Raw genomic sequence first — 17,625 nt, 5'->3', positions numbered from 1 at the left:
CTAAAATGCGCATCTTATTATATAAATAGAGTTTATCCTAGCCTCCCTAAAAAGGAATTAAATTGCCCTTCGTCATCAAAAAGCTTCACGCTCCTACTCGCCAAAAAGCATTTCTCTTTTTAATGCACGAATTAGGGATTGCCCAAAGCGAAGCACAGCGCCTTATTTCCAAAGGGAGACTTTTTCAAAACGGTGTTGCCATGTCTAATAACGCTGGATTTATTGAAGGGGACTTTGACTTCGTCTGTTTTGAGCCTCTCTCAATGGGTCTTAATCCGACGTTTGTTGCTGAAGAGTTTGCCGTCTATGACAAACCCAGCGGTTTACTGGTTCACCCGCAAAACCGTCATACTCCCTATTCGCTCAATGATGAGATCAAACACCGTTTCGGACATGATGCCAATATCGCCCACCGTATCGATCAAGAGACGAGTGGTTTGGTTTTAGCGGCACGTAATAAAACGAGTGAGCGTGTTTTAAAAATGATGTTTGAAGAGCGCGAGATCACCAAACGTTATTTAGCAATGGTTAAAGGTCATCTCAAAGAGCCTCTCGACATTCAAGAACCTCTGTTGCGCAGAGAAGATGAAAGTTCTATCGTACGAATGATTGTACGGGTTCATCCAGAAGGAAAACCTTCCCGTACCTTTATCACACCTCTGCGTTATTTCCCGGATACGGATACAACCCTCGTCGAAGCTTCTCCCTATACGGGGCGTCAGCATCAAATACGGGTTCATTTGTTCCACGTGAAACATCCTATTGTCGGTGATCCTATCTATAATCAGGATGAAAATGATGCCGTTCGCTTTTTAGATCGAGAGATGTCATTGGAAGAACGATTTAATAATACCGGTGCTTCCCGTCTTTTACTTCATGCCCATTCTCTCGAATTTGTGTATGGAGAAAATCCCTATCATATCGTTTCACGAGAAGATTTTCTTACCCAATGTTTTGAAGCCATGAAAGCGAAATAATCACTATGCCTTTCATTACCAAAAAACTACACGCTCCTGTCAGCCAAATGGCACTAACCTTTTTAATGGAAGAGTTAGGACTATCACGAAGTGAAGGACAGCGTCTCATTGCCAGAGGTCGTTTATCTCAAAACGGTATCGTTATGTGTGACCAATTCGGATTCATTGAGGGGGATTGCGAGTTCATTTGTTTTGAGCCGTTATCACGTGGATTCAAACCGATGTTTGTCACTAACGACTTTGCGATTTACGACAAACCCAGTGGTTTGAGTGTTCACCCACATAGCCGTCTTTCCCCCTATACACTGAATGACGAGATCAAACATACGTTTGGTGACGATGCTAACGCCACACACCGTATCGATCAAGAGACGAGCGGTTTAGTTTTAGTATCTCGAAACAAAAAGAGTGAGACTGTTTTAAAGAAGTTATTCTCTGAGCGTGCCATTAGCAAACAATATCTTGCTATGGTAAAGGGTCACGTAGAAGACGTTATCGATATACACGAACCTCTATTTCGAATAGACCATCCCAATCTTTTAATCAGTATGGTGGTAAAAGTTGACCCAAAAGGAAAACCCGCCCATACCGTTATTAGACCTCTACGGTACTTTCCTGAGCATGATATGACGCTTGTAGAGGCATCTCCATTGACCGGACGCACTCACCAGATACGGGTTCATTTGTTCCACGTGAAACATCCGATCATCGGTGATCCGGTGTACGGCCCGGAGGAACAAGATGTTGTCCGATTCATAAAAAAAGAATTATCACCTGATGAACGATTGGAAATAGGAGGATCAACACGCCTGCTGCTTCACGCGCAGTCGCTTGAATTTACCTATGAAAATGAGAAATATACGATTGTGTCCGAGAAAGATTTTGTCCAAGAATGTTTTGAGGCGATGGGTTTTACTCCACCCCTCTAATATAACGCTGGCGTTTTGACTCTTTTATTTTTCGAATATCAACGAGAATATAGCCGTCAATACAGTTGTTAAAATCAGCATCTATCCCGAAATCCATGAATTCTACGCCCCCTTCTTCACATAACTCACTGTACTGTTTATAGAGAGTAGGGACAGAGACATCGAGCGCTTTTAGATAATCTTTGAGCCGTTTGAAATCTTCAGCGTAGTTGTCTCCATCAAACAATTCTTTAAATTCTGAGCGGACATAATCAGAGAGAAAATGGGGGGATTTTGCTCTCACCATCGTGTGTTCGGCACCGAAGTAAAGGGTATAAAAATAGACCAATGCTTCCTGAGCATGTTTAGGGAAACTCCCCGAAATACTCACCGGTCCCATCATATATTTTACTTGAGGGTTATGGCTAAGATAGGCACCGATCCCTTGCCACAGATAATCCAGCGCCCGACTTCCCCAGTATTTTGGTTGCACAAAGCTGCGTCCAAGTTCGATTGCATCTTCCAATACAGAATCAAACTGATCGTTCATATCACACAAATCAGACATATAAAGACCTTCTTTGCCCAACCATGAAAGAATCCATTCACATTCACCGATACGATAGGCTCCTGCAATTTCCAGTGCCTCATCATCCCAGAGTACCAAATGATGGTAATAACGGTCATACGCATCGATATCGCGTGCATGACCGCTCCCTTCACCAACTTTGCGAAATGAATATTCACGGAGCCGTCCGATCTCGTTTATGATGTTAGGGGCATTCTCATACTCAATAAGATAGATTTGTTTGTTATCACTGGTCAATCCCAGCAATTCACCCTGACGAAGTTCACTTCTAAGCTCCTGACGTGACACAGGGTGCGCGATAGAACATTCTGTCGGGTAAATACCTTTTTTCCCTTTTGCGATGCGTAGAAGATGTTTACGGAATAATCTCGCATGACGTTTTTCACTCAAATTAAAATCGCTGAGTGCTTTCTCGCTCACCATCTGACCGATCGTAAAATCAAATACACGGTTGCGTGCCGCAAAAACTTCGTGGCTCAGTAACAATGCTCCAAGCGGTTTATAAATCCATGAGACTGCGTAAAAGAGAGGGCTGTTCTTTCCCTTGATATGTACAGGAAGTATCGGAGCTGCATTGCGTTTAGCAAATTTTACAAATCCCCCTTTCCATGAACCCTCTTTAACACCAAATAATCCTGCGCGGGAAACTTCTCCGGAAGGGAAAAAGATAACCGCCTCTTCCGCTTGTAACGCACTATCGATTTGCCGGAGGGCATGTTTGGAGAGTTTATCGTTAATATTATCCACGCCGATCATAAACTCTTTGAGTTGTGTGATCTCTCCGAGGAGATGATTAGCCACAATCTTTACTTTTTTATCTTGACGCACCGAACATACCATCTGAATTAAACAAAGAGCATCTAACGCCCCTAAAGGATGATTGGCAACAATTATCACTTTACCCATTGTGGGAATATTCTCGATTTGACGATGAATCGTTTTATACGATACATTCAGGTATTCCAATACAGCATTTACAAACTCCAATCCACTTTTCTCCTGATGATTCTCCATAAATCGATTGATCGATTTTTCATGGAGAAGTAACCGTGTCATTCCAACAATTGTTTTATTGATGATTGTCGGATACTGAAATACTTTAGGATGTTCTTTACGTAAAATGAATTCAGCGCTAACCATGGTATTAACCTTTATTAAGATATATCTATTTCTTATAGATATTCTGATTTCTGAAACGGTAATGGATATGCATTTCAAAGCGGTTACATTTAGATTACTATGGGATTACGCACTCATAGAAGAAAAAAAATCTTATTAAATGTGAATAACTTTTTATAACATTGGCTTAATTATTATTTAAAGGGTTAAAATTCATTGCAAGTCCCTAAAATAGGCACTTTAAGGTGGGTTAAAGAAAGGGTGATTCAGGGTATATTTAGATAAATAATTTCTTAATTCAATACAATTTTTCTCTCATTTCGATCAAAAAATAGAGTGACTTATTCACAACACTCTCACAGTGTGAATATTACACATTTTCAAAAAAAAATGACAATTTTTTTGTAATTCAGAAATCTTTTAGGAGGATAACAAAGATAAACGCTTAAGTAGACTATCAAACAAAAATTATTAAGGTTGTCTAAGACTCTTTGGATACACTTCTGACTTAGCGACTTTCCTGGTGTGTTGGTCGCTATGACTATATTCTTTTTTCTCTGCTCTTTTGATTTATCTCTAACTTTACTCTTTGCGCATGAGTGATCGCTACTGCCATCGCATCCGTGATATCCAACGGCTTAATCTCTTTTGTTATCCCCAAAATTTGTTTTACCATATATGCCACTTGTTCTTTTGCCGCTTTTGCTTTTCCCGTCAACGCCTTTTTTACCTGAAGCGGTGTATATTCGGCAAACATACCGAATTCTTGCAAGAGCTTAAGGGTGATAGCTCCCCGAAATTGTGCAAGTTTTAAAACGGTTTTAGGATTATGGGCAAAAAAGATATCTTCCATCGCCACTTCATCAATCGTGTGCGCGTGAAACAATTGTTCAATCGCTTCAGCCACTTGGGGAATTTGGTATTGGAGTTCTTCCGCTTTTATTTTGATAAGTCCCGCTTCAATGAGTCGTAGTTTTTGTCCCTCGATCGCTATGATTGCGTATCCACAGTTTCGCGTTCCCGGATCGATTCCTAAAATATTCATAATATTTCCTATTCACAGGGTGAAGAAATTCTATTCACCTCTTCTTTGAGGCTAATTATAGGCAAATATCGCTATTATTCACATCACTATTCACAGGGTAAGGGAAAAGATGAATTCTATCGGTAAACAAGTTTTAAGTGCACTCAAAAGCGAAATCAACGATATTGACTATCAGCGCTATATAAAACAACTCAGTTACGATGAAGCCGAATCCAAAAGCAATTTAGCTGTCTTTCGAGCTCCAAACGCCCTTATCGCTAACTGGGTACGTACTAAATTTGCCGATAAAATAGCCCATCTTTTTGAAATCAAAACCAATATCAAACCCACTGTATCGATTTTGGTTCAATCTTCAGCTGCTCCGTCATCAACTCAGAATACTGCTGTTGTAACCAATACAGAACGTCCCAGCGGTTCTTTGCTCAATCCATCCTATACTTTCCAAAACTTTGTTGTGGGTGATTCCAATAATTTTGCCTTTATCGCCGCTAAAAACGTAAGTGAAAAACCCGGTGTGGTTTATAACCCTCTCTTTATCTACGGCGGTGTAGGATTGGGTAAAACCCACCTCATGCAGTCGGTGGGAAATGTAATGCTTGCTCAGGGCAAAACCGTCATCTATACTTCAGTCGAACAATTTTTAAATGATTTTACCCGTCATCTGAGCAATCGAACCATGGACCGTTTTAAAGATAAATACCGTAAATGTGATTTACTCCTCATCGACGATATCCAGTTTTTGAGCAATAAAAACCAAATTCAAGAAGAGTTCTTTCACACGTTTGACGCTCTGCGTAATGAAAATAAGCAAATCATTATCACCTCCGACAAACCTCCGAAAAAAATCGGAGGACTGGAAGAGCGTCTCAAAAGCCGCTTCGAGTCGGGGCTTGTTGCCGATATTCAGCCTCCAGAACTCGAAACCAAAATCGAAATCATCAAGAAAAAGTGTGAAATCAACCGTGTTAAACTCGATCGTGATGTGATCAACTATGTTGCAACCATCATCGAGAACAACACCCGCGAAATCGAAGGTATCCTTTCCAAACTCAATGCCTATTCACAATTAATGGGGGTTGATATCACGATTGAATTTGCCCGCAATGTTCTCAAAGAACAAATGGCTGAAAAACGCAGCAACATTACTACCGATCTCATCATGGATACAGTGGCAAAAGAGCTCAATATCAAACCCAGTGAAATCCGTTCCAAAAGTCGAAACAGTAATATCGTATACGCACGTCGTATCGCTATTTATCTTGCCCGTTCCCTCACTCCCAACTCAATGCCGCAGCTCGCTCAGTATTTTGGGATGAAAGATCACACCGCCGTCAGTCATACTATGAAAAAAATTCAAGAGCTTATGAAAAATGATGAAGATTTCCGAGTTAAAGTCGAAGAGCTCTCCAATAAAGTCTCTATGGCCACATCTGAATAAAATTTGTGATTGTAAAGCGGTTTTAAAAAAGCTATAATTCGTACACAAGTGAATAACTGTGAATGAAAGAGAATCAGTTCATCACATGTTTAAAGCAGGAGAGATGGGAGTTTATGGCGTGTTTTCACCCATTCACACCCCCTTATTACTAACTACTATAACTATTGCTATATAAATAATAAAGGGAGTCTTTTATGAAAATTACCGTTGACAAGCCGGTTTTGGAAAATATCCTTCTACACCTACAACCTTTTTTAGAAAAAAAAGACACGTCACAAATCACTTCTCATATAATGCTCTCCACAGACGGCAGAACCCTTACGGCTAAAGCAACCGATTACGAAATAGGACTTGTCATTCAGACCAACTCGGTCAGTGTTGAAGAACCCGGTTCTCTTACTGCTAACGGTAAGAAGCTTCTTGATATTATCCGTATTCTCAAAGATGAAGAAATTGAACTTACGTTAGATAAAGATACTCTCCATATTCGTCAAAAACGTTCAAACTTCAAACTCCCCACGTATAAAAGCTCAGAATTTCCAACTTTCCCGACAACCGATGGAAAACCCAATATCGTTATTAACTCACATGTTTTGATTGAATCGCTTAAAAAAATTACTCCGGCTGCCGATACCAATAATCCTAAATTTGAACTCAACGGAGCACTGATTGATATCAAATCCAATCAGATCAATTTTGTTGCTACGGATACACGTCGTCTTGCACTGGTTCATATCGACAGTCAAAATGATGCTGAGCTCTCTATCATTGTCCCAAAAAAAGCAATTATTGAAATTCAAAAACTCTTTTCTGAGAACATTGAGATTTATTACGATAATACTCATCTCATTATCAAATCCGAAGACTCTCTCTTTTATACCAAACTGATCAACGGTAAATTCCCTGATTACAGCCGTATCATCCCAAGAGAAGCTCAGCGCACAATTGTCTTACCTAAAAGCGCTATAGTGACCGCTATTAAGCAGATTACGACTATTTCCAATGATCTCAAACTCACTTTCCAAAGTGATGCTATTTTGTTTGAAAGTTTAAGTGATGACAACATCGAAGCAAAAACAGCCGTTGAAATCGAAAATGGATTTGATACACCGTTTATTCTGGCTATCAACAGCCGTTATATCTTAGACTTTTTGTCTCAAGTTAACGGAACCGAATTTACCCTCGAAGCCAATGAATCGAATCAACCGTTTGTTTTAAAAGATCAAAATTTTAAAACCATCGTCATGCCGATTGTTATTTAACTTTACGCTTCTATACCTCTTTTAAACCCTCACTGAGGGTTATATCCTCACAAAACCTATTTTTTAGTTTATCTACGGTAAAATAAAGCATTAAACACGCTTAAAAGCTGGAGCAACTATGGAAAATTACGGTGCTAGTAATATTAAAGTCCTAAAAGGTCTCGAAGCCGTTCGAAAACGACCGGGTATGTATATCGGTGATACCGGTCATCGCGGACTTCACCACTTGATCTACGAAGTCGTTGACAACTCGATCGATGAAGCGATGGCAGGACATTGTGATACCATCACCGTAACATTAACCAAAAGCGGTACGGCAATGGTTAGCGATAACGGTCGCGGTATTCCAACTGATATCCATCCGGGTGAAGGTATATCTGCGGCTACGGTTGTTTTGACCGTATTGCACGCCGGAGGAAAATTCGATAAAGATACCTATAAAGTCTCGGGCGGTTTGCACGGGGTTGGGGTATCAGTTGTAAATGCACTTTCATCTGATTTGAAAATGACCATTTTCCGTGAAGGTCAATCGTTTGAACAAAATTTTAAATGCGGTATTCCTCAAGAACCATTGGCAGTAACGGGTAATACACGTAAACGTGGAACAACCATTGAATTTTTCCCGGATCCTTCGATCTTTACTGAAACCATTATTTTCGATTACGACTACTTGGCAAAACGGTTCCGTGAACTCGCTTACCTCAATCCACGCATTACCATCGTTTTCAAAGACGATCGTAACGGCGCAAGCAATACTTATCACTTCGAGGGCGGTATTAGCCAGTTTGTTACCGATGTGAATAAAAAAACGGTTGTAGCAACTCCGTTTGCCTTCAGTGAAAAAATCGAAGATATCGAGATGGATATTGCCGTAATGTATAACGACAGTTACGACGAAAAAATGTTCACCTTCGTCAATAATATCAATACGCCTAACGGTGGTACCCACGAAGCCGGTTTCCGTGCGGGACTTACCCGTGTTATCTCCAACTACAACAAACAAAACGGTAATGCCAAAGAAAAAGATATCCCTCTATCAGGTGAAGATGTTTCTGAAGGGCTTATTTGTGTTGTTTCTGTTCGTGTTCCGGAACCTCAATTTGAAGGTCAAACCAAAGGGAAACTCGGAAATACCTACGTTCGACCGTTGGTTCAAAAAGTAACGTATGAAAAGCTGACCAAATATTTCGAAGAAAACCCTATTCAAGCGAAAGCCATTATCCAAAAAGCGCTTATGGCGGCACGCGGACGCGAAGCGGCTAAAAAAGCGCGTGAACTAACCCGTCGTAAAGATGCGATGACCGTTGGGACATTGCCGGGTAAACTGTCAGACTGCCAAAGCAAAGACCCTGCAATCAGCGAATTGTATCTGGTGGAAGGGGACTCTGCGGGCGGTTCGGCGAAACAAGGGCGTGACCGTGTTTTCCAAGCAATTTTGCCGCTCAAAGGTAAAATTCTCAACGTTGAAAAAGCCCGTTTGGACAAAATCCTAAAATCCGAAGAGATTACAAACATGATCACCGCGTTGGGTTGCGGAATCGGTGAAGAATTTAACGAAGACAAACTCCGTTACCACAAAGTTATCATCATGACCGATGCCGACGTCGATGGCAGTCATATTCAGACATTGTTATTAACTTTCTTTTTCCGATATCTTCCGAAAATCGTTGAAAACGGCTATCTCTATTTGGCGCAACCCCCATTGTTCCGATACAAAAAAGGGAAAAAAGAGATCTATTTTAAAGACGATAGCGCTTTGAATGCCTTTTTGATCGAAAACGGGATAGAAGCGTTAGAAGCTGAAGATTTAAATGTCGGTGTGAATGATCTCGTATCGTTCTTTAAAATGGTTGATCACTATCGTAGTACACTCGATGCATTAGAACGTCGTTATGCATTGGTTGAATTGATCCGATTTTTCATTGAAAATCCGGATTTGATTTCATTGTCATTGAGTGAACTTTATACCCATGTAGAAACATTCTTGAATGCTCAGGGCAATAACATCCTTAGCAAAAGCGTTAATGATGAAAATATGCATTTATTTGTTCAAACCAAAGAAGGACTTGAAGAACTTCATGTCAACGATGAACTGTTCGCATCACCGCATTTTGCCGAAGCAAACTACATCTATCAAAAAATCCAAGATTGGAATTTGCCTCTGAAGGGTGATTTATTAGAAACTCTTACCCAAATTACCGATTATGCAAAGAAAGGTTCTTACATTCAACGCTATAAAGGTCTCGGGGAGATGAATCCTGAGCAACTTTGGGAAACGACAATGACACCTGAAAATCGTGTGTTACTGCGTGTTACGATCGAAGATTCTGAAGCAGCTGGAGAAGCGTTTAACCTCTTTATGGGTGATGATGTCGAACCGCGTCGTAATTACATTGAAACGCACGCTAAAGACGTCAAACATCTGGATATTTAATAATTTATGACCTATACCGAACAAAAAGAGAGGGAATACCGTTTTGCGTTAGCATTACGTATGGGGTTACCGATCTTTTTTCTCAGTGCTATCACTTTATTTGCACTTTTAACACGTAATTACACCACATTATCCTCTCTTATTGTTTTATCGATTGCATTGCTGGGGATAATGATTTATTTCATTTTTTATCTGATTTATCAGAGCACCCATGAAAATATTACCGATACGATCACCCATACGTTCACTCCGGAATATTTTTTCCGTTTGCTTAGCAAAGCACTTTCCAAAAAAACGCAAACCCTTGTCCTGATCAGTGTTGAAAATTTATGGTCGATCAATGAACGTTACGGCGTCAAAAACGGCGATATCGCTTTACAAAATATGGTGATAAAATTAGACCATTTTTTTCGGGACAAAAAAATAGAAAAACTACCTGTTAACCGCTATAAAGGGGGTGATTTTTTACTCTTTTTACCGGGCGAAAAAGGGCAATATATTTCTCTTATCGAATTATTCCTCAGTAAATATCAAAATCATGTCGACAATGAGATTGAAATACGGGTTGAGGCGGTGATGCTCGATTCACGACTTTCGGATAATGTTGAGTTGCTGGTAAGCCGTTTGTATGAGCTGCATAATGATCGGATCAGTTCAGAAAAAGAGGAATTTTATTCGATCAATGAATTGGAAAATGAAATTGTGGATGCATTGGAACAGAAACACTTTTCGGTTGGATTTTGGCCGGTATGCTGTGACGAATATCCGACATTTGATACGACAATCAAACTCATTGATTCAGAGGGGCGGTTTATTCATCAAAGCCGCTATATTCCTGTTCTAAACCGTCTCAATATAATGCGTCGTCTTGAGAGTGATGTCTTGGATACAATAGCTGCTTTATGCGATGAACGAAATCGGAATTTCGTCATAAATGTTTCTCCGGTTACGTTGCGTAATCCTCATTTTTTCGAACATGCCATGACGTTGTTTGAGCGTTATCCGATGTCTCGAAATAAAATAACGCTGATGTTTGAAGAGAAAGAGTATTGTCATCAGTTAGAACGGTTTGTTCACCAAATTGCCCAATACCGAAAGGCAGGGTATCAAATCGCTTTGGATCGTTTGGGCGGGTACCATACGACACTCCTTTATCTCAAAGAGATGCAAGTAGATATGGTCCGTTTTGATCCTCTCTATATACGCCATATTAAAGAAGCAGGCTATCAGAATATTATCCAAGGTTTAAATCTCAGTGCCCATTTGTGCGGAGCTAAAACGTGGATATCGATGGTTGAGGATGCGTATACGAATAATCTCGTCCAATCATTAAAAATCAACTACCGACAGGGTAACTATCTAGGTAGAATTTTGAGCGCAGAACAATTATAAAAGAAGGAAGTAGCAATGAAATACGGAGAACAAATAGTTGAAAATTTCGATATCGAAAAAGATTTTGAGATTTGGCCGAATCAGCATGAGCGTGATTATGTCATTAAAGTGACCTTGCCGGAGTTTACCTGTCTTTGTCCACGCAGCGGATATCCCGATTTTGCAACGATTTACGTCGAATATACGCCGGATAAATGGGTAGCCGAACTCAAAGCTATCAAACTGTACATTAATTCGTTCAGAAACCGCCATATTTCGCACGAAAACAGCGCAAATGAGATCTATAGCACTTTCGAGTCAAAAATCGCTCCTAAGCGCTTAAAAGTAGTTGCAGACTACTATCCGCGCGGAAATGTTCATACGGTAGTTGAGATCGACAGCGAAAAAATGGAACTTTCACGTTAGAAACGGTGGAGTTTTCTCCCGCATCCGGAAGATGTGGGTAGCTTTAGGGGATTGCAAAGGACAAGCTTGTCCTTGCCTCCCAAACAGGCTTTGCCGGTTTGGGTGCGTAACATCAATTAAAATTTATAGGTATAGGTAAGATTGGCACTTCGTCCCCAGTATTGAGGAATCGTGTTGGTGCCGTTGGTGTAATTAAGATTAGGAGTCCAGACCTGTTTATCCAGTATGTTATCCAGATAAACGGATAGCAAAGATTTACCAGATTTTCCAATTCCCCACATTTGAGCCGTATCAATGGTTATATTGGCAGTTAAAAAATTGTAAGCATCCGCATTTGGGTTAAAAGCTTCTGGTTGAAGCGTTGAATTTGCCACACTTTGATATGTCGATTTTCCGATATAGCTGTTGAAAACAGCAATATTCATACCGTGTATGCCAGCATATGAACCACCCAATTTCGCCATCATATTGGGGGCAAACGTACTATCCTTAACTCCTGCATCTGTTTTGTTGACCTGATAACTGAAATTTCCGAGAATGCTGAAGTCCTCATTTAATTCTACGCGCCCTTCAATTTCTATCCCCTGAAAATGGACATTTCCCCGATTTTCAAATGTTGACTTAGAAGGATTAGGCAAATAGGGGATTCTCACGATTAAATTATTAAGGACTGTATCATATAGGGCAATCGAATAGTATTGTTTCGATGTTTGATAGATAAGCTGTGCATCATATGTTGCTACTTTTTCGGGATCTAACGAAGGATTACCAATCAGTGTAGAGGCATTGATCTTTGCTTCTTGGAGATTCGGTGATCGATACGCTTCACTATAGAGGAGTTTAAGCCACCAGTTATCACCGAATCCCTGAATAAAACCTGCACGTGAAGAGAGATCGGACTGAGTATCTTCCGGCTTGTTTAATTGGACACCGGCGATGATTTTTTGTTTCGGGGAGAGCATGTAGTCGACTTGGGTATAAGCGCTTTTATTGTTCATCTTGGAATATGGGAACCCCGTTGCGAATTCTGTTTCATAATTGGAGGTATTGGCACCGAAGAGGAGATTGAGATCGGTGGCAACATTGCCGCGAACGATGACCTCTGTCATATCGTAGCGGTCATTATAGTGATTGCGCTTTCCCGCTTCGTTGATTTGCCAATCAAATTCGCCTAAATTGACAGTATAGTTGAGGGATACGTCCCATCCGCTTGTAATATCATAAAGATACCCAATGTCAAGATATTTTCTTTTCTTTTTCATCGGGGATGAGGGGAGGGCAAAGGTGGAAGCACCGCTGTCCGCATTATTATTCATTACCATAGAGTTAAGTGTGAACCCTTTGTATTTAGCGTTAATGACGAGATTATCACTGTTTTGACCCATATCATAGGTTCCAGTATCGTAGACTGCCGGGGTAGTGGTAGTTGCAGGGGTATGTATAGCGGCAACTCCATTTACGCTATCGCCATTGGCTCGAATAGAATTTAGACCGATATTCAAACTGTAATCGGTTCCCCCTATCAGAGTTGTAGCTTGAAGTTGGCGACGATTAAAACTTCCTCCGCTGATATCAACGCTAGTTTCGTTGATCGATTTTTGTGCGTCTTTAGTAACAATATTAATAACACCTGCCATCGCGTTGGTGCCGTAAATAACCGATCCGGGTCCCCGAATTACTTCGATATGATCGATCATATCCAGCGGAAAGCCGAGATAAATATCGAAGTTAAAGCCGCCGTCAGTTCCGTCGTGTATAGGACGGCCGTTGAGCAGAACAACTTCCCATCCTTCCTGATGGGCACCGTTCATCGCTCTGATAGAAGTTTTGTTATGGGGACGTTGATGAGAACTCAGCACTTCCATCCCCACGAGACGATCGATGACATCACCCAGCGTTTTTGCTCCGAATTGTTGAATTTCTTGGGACGATACGACCGTAACGACACCGGCTGCCAATTGTTGGCTTTCATCGCGGCGTGAAGTACTGGTGACTTGAATATTGAGAAGATCTTCCAGAGAAAGGGGTGCTAACTCGGATTGGTCATCTGCTTGGAGAAGAGAGCAAGAAATCATTGCCGCTAAAAAAACATTTTTCATGACCAACCTTTGTTTGATAATTTAATCTAATAGTAACATTGATATCTTAAAATTTATTAAGTATCTAAAATTTCACCTGATACTGTTGGTTCCAGAGGGAGGGTAAGGGTGAATAACACCCCCTTTTGAATCTCAGTATTCAGGATGATTTTTCCCAGAAGTTTTTGGGTGATAAGATTGTAGACGATATTTAGTCCAAGCCCCGTTCCTCCGGCATTGCGTTTGGTGGTGGTAAACGGCTCAAAGGCGATTTTTTTAATTTTTTCGTCCATTCCGGTGCCGTTGTCGGCATACGTTAAAACAAGATTTTTCCCCTCTATGTTAAAACAAATAGTGATGGTAGCATCCGGTGTAGACGGGCTGAATCCATGCAGCAATGAATTTTGAATGAAGTTGCTGATGATTTGGGCATATACGCCGGGATAGGATTTGATAACAAGATCACGATCCCCTTTTATGTTTACGGTTACCGGTATTTTTTTAAGTTTGTTATGGAACGTGAGGAGGATTTCCTCTAGGTACTCATAGAGGTTAAATTCCTGTTTATCCTCCACACTTTGGTCGACGGAAATACGTTTGAAACTGCGAATAAGGCTGGCTGCTTGATTAACGCTTTTTAGCAGCAGAGTGGAGGTCTCGTTTAATATGTTGAGTTTTTGTTCCATAAACGATTTTTTGAGGGTTCCTTCTTCCATTTGCCGTAGAAGCTGCTGAGTCTCTCTGACGATAATAGATCCTCCGGTGATTGCATTGCCTAAAGGGGTATTGACCTCATGGGCAACACCGCTGACAAGATTTCCCAGAGCAGCCATTTTTTCAGATTCTACCAGTTGAAGTTGCGCTTTTTTAAGTGTTTCAAGAGAGTCTTGAAGTTCTTGAGTTCGTGATTCCACTCGCGATTCCAAATGGTTTGTTAACGATTCGGTGTCACTCAAGAGATGGTTAAACGCATCGTATAAATAAGCGATTTCATCATTTTTGTCATGGGTAACACGAAGCGAATAGTTGCTTTTTTGCGCTACTTCTTTGGCCGCTTCGGTTAGTGTGAGTATCGGCTGTAGGATTTTTTTACTCAACACATGTGAGATCATGTACACAAAAAGAATTAAACCGAATGAAAAAACGGTAACCGATTTCAATAAATCCATCATAAATGAGGTGATACGATCTGTTTTTCTCTCGATATAAAGATAGCCCAAGAGTTGAGAATTTTGTTTGATTTCAAGCGTGGTTGATAGTTTTTCAACTTCCCATGGGAACCAGCCGATGTTCTCGTATCGTGTTCCCAAGGGGGAATTGATTTTTGTAATAGGTTGGCCGCTTGGATTAAAAGAGGCAAGTGGGGTTTTATCAGGATTGTAAATAACAGCCAGAATAATATTGCTGTTTTTTCGGAGTTGGTTTATATTGGTATTGACCCCCTGAACATCAAAAAATGCCAAAGGAGCGGTTACCAAATCGGCGACCAAATCAGCCTGTAATTGGCTTTCATGGAGATAGGATTCTTTTTCATGGTTAATGTTGTACCACGATAGAAATATAGTTCCGAAAATAATGATGAAAAGACTAGTGATAACCAAAGAGCGAGTCATCTGAGACGCAATGGAGCTGTTGATTATTCTCATTTTGATCCTCCGGTCGGCTCGATAACGGTAGCGAAGTTGAGAAGTTTATAGCTGACGTTCAAATTGGCATTTTCGAGGTTGCGTTGATTGATAACAAAGCGAAAGGTATTGTTTTGCAAATAAAACCCGATCATTGCTCCGCGCTTTGCATCGTCATCATCATCGCTGATCATTAAAACATTGTTTTTGCGCAAAGTATTTAACAGAGCTTCATTCTGATGAGGCTTAGAACCGCGAAAATAGAGAATATGGCACTTAAGCATCTCTTCGGAAGGGGTTCCGACCTTAAGAGGAATAACTTTTAGAGGGCGGTTGTTAAAGAGACGTGCTGAATAGCTTTTTTGCAGGGTCTGGGCAAATGAATCATCATCATAGACACAGATGGTATAGGAGTCGATCGGTTTCGGCCACTGGATAAACATTGTAAAACGCTCCAAAAAAGCGGCTTTAATGCTTTCTTCCGAAATGGCGAGCAACGAGGTGGCATAGCAAAGGTAAAAAAAGGCGACAGCAAAAAGCTTTATTCGTTTCATTGAACCAAATCGGGCTTCGGTTCACCCAAGAAGTACCCCTGCGCATAATCGATTCCCATCGCTTTGACAATTTCGTACACCTGTGCACTGTGGACGAATTCTGCAACGGTTTTTACCCCTATTTTGTGGGTAAAAAAGAGGATTGATTCGGTCACTACTTGGGATTTTTTATTGACGTCGATATCTTTGATATAGATACCGTCGATCTTGACAATATCGAGATCCAGATTCCCGAGCTGGGCGAAATTCGAACACTGAACCCCGAAATCATCCAGACACAGATGATATCCAAGTGCCGTGAGTTCGTTGAGATGTTTTTCGGCGATGGGGTTGGCCAAAATACTGCTGTCTTCAAGAATTTCGAAATAGATTCGATCGGCTTCGATTCCGTAGCGGGTGCGCGTTAGTTCGATGAAGTCGACAAAACTCGATTCGACGAGATCCTGATCGGTAATATTGATTGTAAAGCCGAGGGTATTGCTAGCAAATTTTGCGCACGCCTGATCAAACATTCGCTGTGTTATTTGATAGAGCAATCCTGCATAGCGGGCGGTTGCGAGGAAGAGATAGGGGGTATATATGACCCCATCATGTTCCAAGCGGACAAGGGTTTCATATTTGATGATACTGCCGGTTTTACACTCGACTATAGGTTGAAAATAGGCAATCAGTTTATCGTGGTCAAGGGCATCTTTGAGCCATTTCGTCCATTTGGTATTCTCTTTAATCTGCGCGATAACCGCCAGCGTATCAGAGTAAACCTGTACCCGGTTTCGGCTCATTTTCCGCGCTTCACGCAGCGCTATTTCGGCTTTTTGGATCATGTTTCCGATGTCGTGTTCGACAACTCCCATGGTAACATTGATCCGGTGCTCTATCCCGTTAATGAGGAACGAGTTTTTGGTGATACTGCTTTGGATCCGAAAGACCTCTTTTTGCACATCCTGAATCTCTTTATGGTTGGTTAATACAGCGAAGATATCGGCTTCGAGACGATAAACGGTACACGTAGGTCCGGAGGTATCACGCAGAATTTTGCCAAACTGCAACAGCATCTGATCCCCCACCTCAAATCCGTACACATCGTTGATCATACTGAACGCATCAATATTCAGTAGAACCAGAGACATTGGTTTATCGGTGTCCAGATCGTAGTTGAGCTTGACCCGATTGCCAAGCCCGGTCAAGCTGTCAGTTATCAGGGTCGCGTAGATCTCATTTTTTTTATTGAGGAGTTCAACAATTTGTTTGTATTGCGAAAGGGCACTACGGATGGTCGTATAGAGCCGGTCGGTTGTGAGCTCCGTTTTTTCTTTGTAGTCATTAATGTCGTAATGATCGATAACATACCGCTCCGGAGCCACTCCGGGTTGACCTGTTCGGATGATAATCCGTACCGTCGTATTATTGAAATGATAGCGGATGGTTTCAACAAGATCCAGACCGGCTGTTTCGCTCTCCATGACGACATCAAGCAAGATAACCGCGATATCATCATGCTTTTGCAGTATTTCAGTTGCTTCGGCGGCACTGTAGGCGGAGAGAAAGCGCAAGGATTTGCGTTCAAAAGTAAAATCGTGAAGAGCAAGTTTGGTAAAGGAGTGAACTTCGGCATCGTCATCAACGATCATCACTGTCCATGGAGTTTCAGCAGATGCTTCTTTCTCCTCGGGTGCGAATAAAAGCTCATCATCCGACATTTTTGTTCCTCTTTCTTTGATTTATTGATTATCCAATAATAGCACATTATAATACAGAAATAAAGAAAGCGAGGTATAAAGCATAATAAAGGTATCAAC

The 17,625-nt window shown here is 41.1% G+C and carries 13 protein-coding genes; 7 read left to right on the top strand and 6 right to left on the bottom strand.

What is annotated here, in order from left to right; translation table 11 throughout:
* Positions 1–62: 62 nt before the first annotated feature.
* Both PHI47_RS11470 and PHI47_RS11465 read left to right on the top strand, forming a co-directional pair.
* Complete coding sequence (locus PHI47_RS11470) at positions 63–977, top strand: RluA family pseudouridine synthase (RefSeq protein ID WP_299937424.1); 915 nt, start codon at positions 63–65, stop codon at positions 975–977.
* 5 nt (positions 978–982) lie between these two features.
* On the top strand, positions 983–1,906 hold the full coding sequence (locus PHI47_RS11465; RefSeq protein ID WP_299937420.1) for an RluA family pseudouridine synthase: 924 nt from the start codon (positions 983–985) through the stop codon (positions 1,904–1,906).
* Here PHI47_RS11465 and PHI47_RS11460 read toward each other — a convergent pair.
* Together PHI47_RS11460 and ruvC are read right to left on the bottom strand one after the other, a co-directional pair.
* Positions 1,890–3,614: a lysophospholipid acyltransferase family protein gene (locus PHI47_RS11460; protein ID WP_299937417.1), complete on the bottom strand. Its 1,725-nt coding sequence runs from the start codon at positions 3,612–3,614 to the stop codon at positions 1,890–1,892. The genes PHI47_RS11465 and PHI47_RS11460 overlap by 17 nt on opposite strands.
* Before the next feature lie 520 nt (positions 3,615–4,134).
* Positions 4,135–4,638: a crossover junction endodeoxyribonuclease RuvC gene (gene ruvC, locus PHI47_RS11455; RefSeq protein WP_299937413.1), complete on the bottom strand. Its 504-nt coding sequence runs from the start codon at positions 4,636–4,638 to the stop codon at positions 4,135–4,137.
* 109 nt (positions 4,639–4,747) lie between these two features.
* Between ruvC and dnaA the strand changes: the two genes are divergently transcribed.
* The 5 genes from dnaA (at position 4,748) to queF (ending at position 11,569) form a co-directional block, all read left to right on the top strand.
* On the top strand, positions 4,748–6,076 hold the full coding sequence (gene dnaA / locus PHI47_RS11450) for a chromosomal replication initiator protein DnaA (RefSeq protein WP_299937410.1): 1,329 nt from the start codon (positions 4,748–4,750) through the stop codon (positions 6,074–6,076).
* A 194-nt stretch (positions 6,077–6,270) separates the two neighbouring features.
* Positions 6,271–7,338, top strand: a complete 1,068-nt coding sequence (gene dnaN, locus PHI47_RS11445; protein WP_299937407.1) for a DNA polymerase III subunit beta — start codon at positions 6,271–6,273, stop codon at positions 7,336–7,338.
* Positions 7,339–7,456: 118 nt separating this feature from the next.
* Positions 7,457–9,772, top strand: coding sequence for a DNA topoisomerase (ATP-hydrolyzing) subunit B (gene gyrB / locus PHI47_RS11440; RefSeq protein WP_299937404.1), 2,316 nt, complete (start codon positions 7,457–7,459; stop codon positions 9,770–9,772).
* Positions 9,773–9,778: 6 nt separating this feature from the next.
* Positions 9,779–11,164, top strand: a complete 1,386-nt coding sequence (locus tag PHI47_RS11435) for a GGDEF domain-containing protein (protein ID WP_299937401.1) — start codon at positions 9,779–9,781, stop codon at positions 11,162–11,164.
* A gap of 15 nt (positions 11,165–11,179) precedes the next feature.
* Positions 11,180–11,569: a preQ(1) synthase gene (gene queF / locus PHI47_RS11430; RefSeq protein ID WP_299937397.1), complete on the top strand. Its 390-nt coding sequence runs from the start codon at positions 11,180–11,182 to the stop codon at positions 11,567–11,569.
* 116 nt (positions 11,570–11,685) lie between these two features.
* On the opposite strand, the gene PHI47_RS11425 is transcribed toward queF, so the two are convergent.
* Genes PHI47_RS11425 through PHI47_RS11410 form a run of 4 tightly spaced genes read right to left on the bottom strand, consistent with a single transcriptional unit; the run spans position 11,686 to position 17,526 of the window.
* Positions 11,686–13,668 carry a TonB-dependent receptor gene (locus PHI47_RS11425; RefSeq protein WP_299937394.1) on the bottom strand — a complete coding sequence of 661 codons (1,983 nt, stop codon included), beginning with the start codon at positions 13,666–13,668 and terminating at the stop codon, positions 11,686–11,688.
* 56 nt (positions 13,669–13,724) lie between these two features.
* Positions 13,725–15,293: an ATP-binding protein gene (locus tag PHI47_RS11420; protein ID WP_299937391.1), complete on the bottom strand. Its 1,569-nt coding sequence runs from the start codon at positions 15,291–15,293 to the stop codon at positions 13,725–13,727.
* The gene (locus PHI47_RS11415; RefSeq protein ID WP_299937389.1) at positions 15,290–15,826 is read right to left on the bottom strand and encodes a YfiR family protein; all 537 of its coding nucleotides are present in this window, start codon (positions 15,824–15,826) and stop codon (positions 15,290–15,292) included. Before PHI47_RS11415 ends, PHI47_RS11420 begins: the two co-directional genes overlap by 4 nt.
* The gene (locus PHI47_RS11410; RefSeq protein WP_299937385.1) at positions 15,823–17,526 is read right to left on the bottom strand and encodes an EAL domain-containing protein; all 1,704 of its coding nucleotides are present in this window, start codon (positions 17,524–17,526) and stop codon (positions 15,823–15,825) included. Before PHI47_RS11410 ends, PHI47_RS11415 begins: the two co-directional genes overlap by 4 nt.
* Between the last annotated feature and the right edge of the window lie 99 nt (positions 17,527–17,625).

Source organism: Sulfuricurvum sp. (assembly GCF_028713855.1).
GTDB lineage: Bacteria > Campylobacterota > Campylobacteria > Campylobacterales > Sulfurimonadaceae > Sulfuricurvum.
This window is presented reverse-complemented; position numbering and strand designations above follow the sequence as displayed.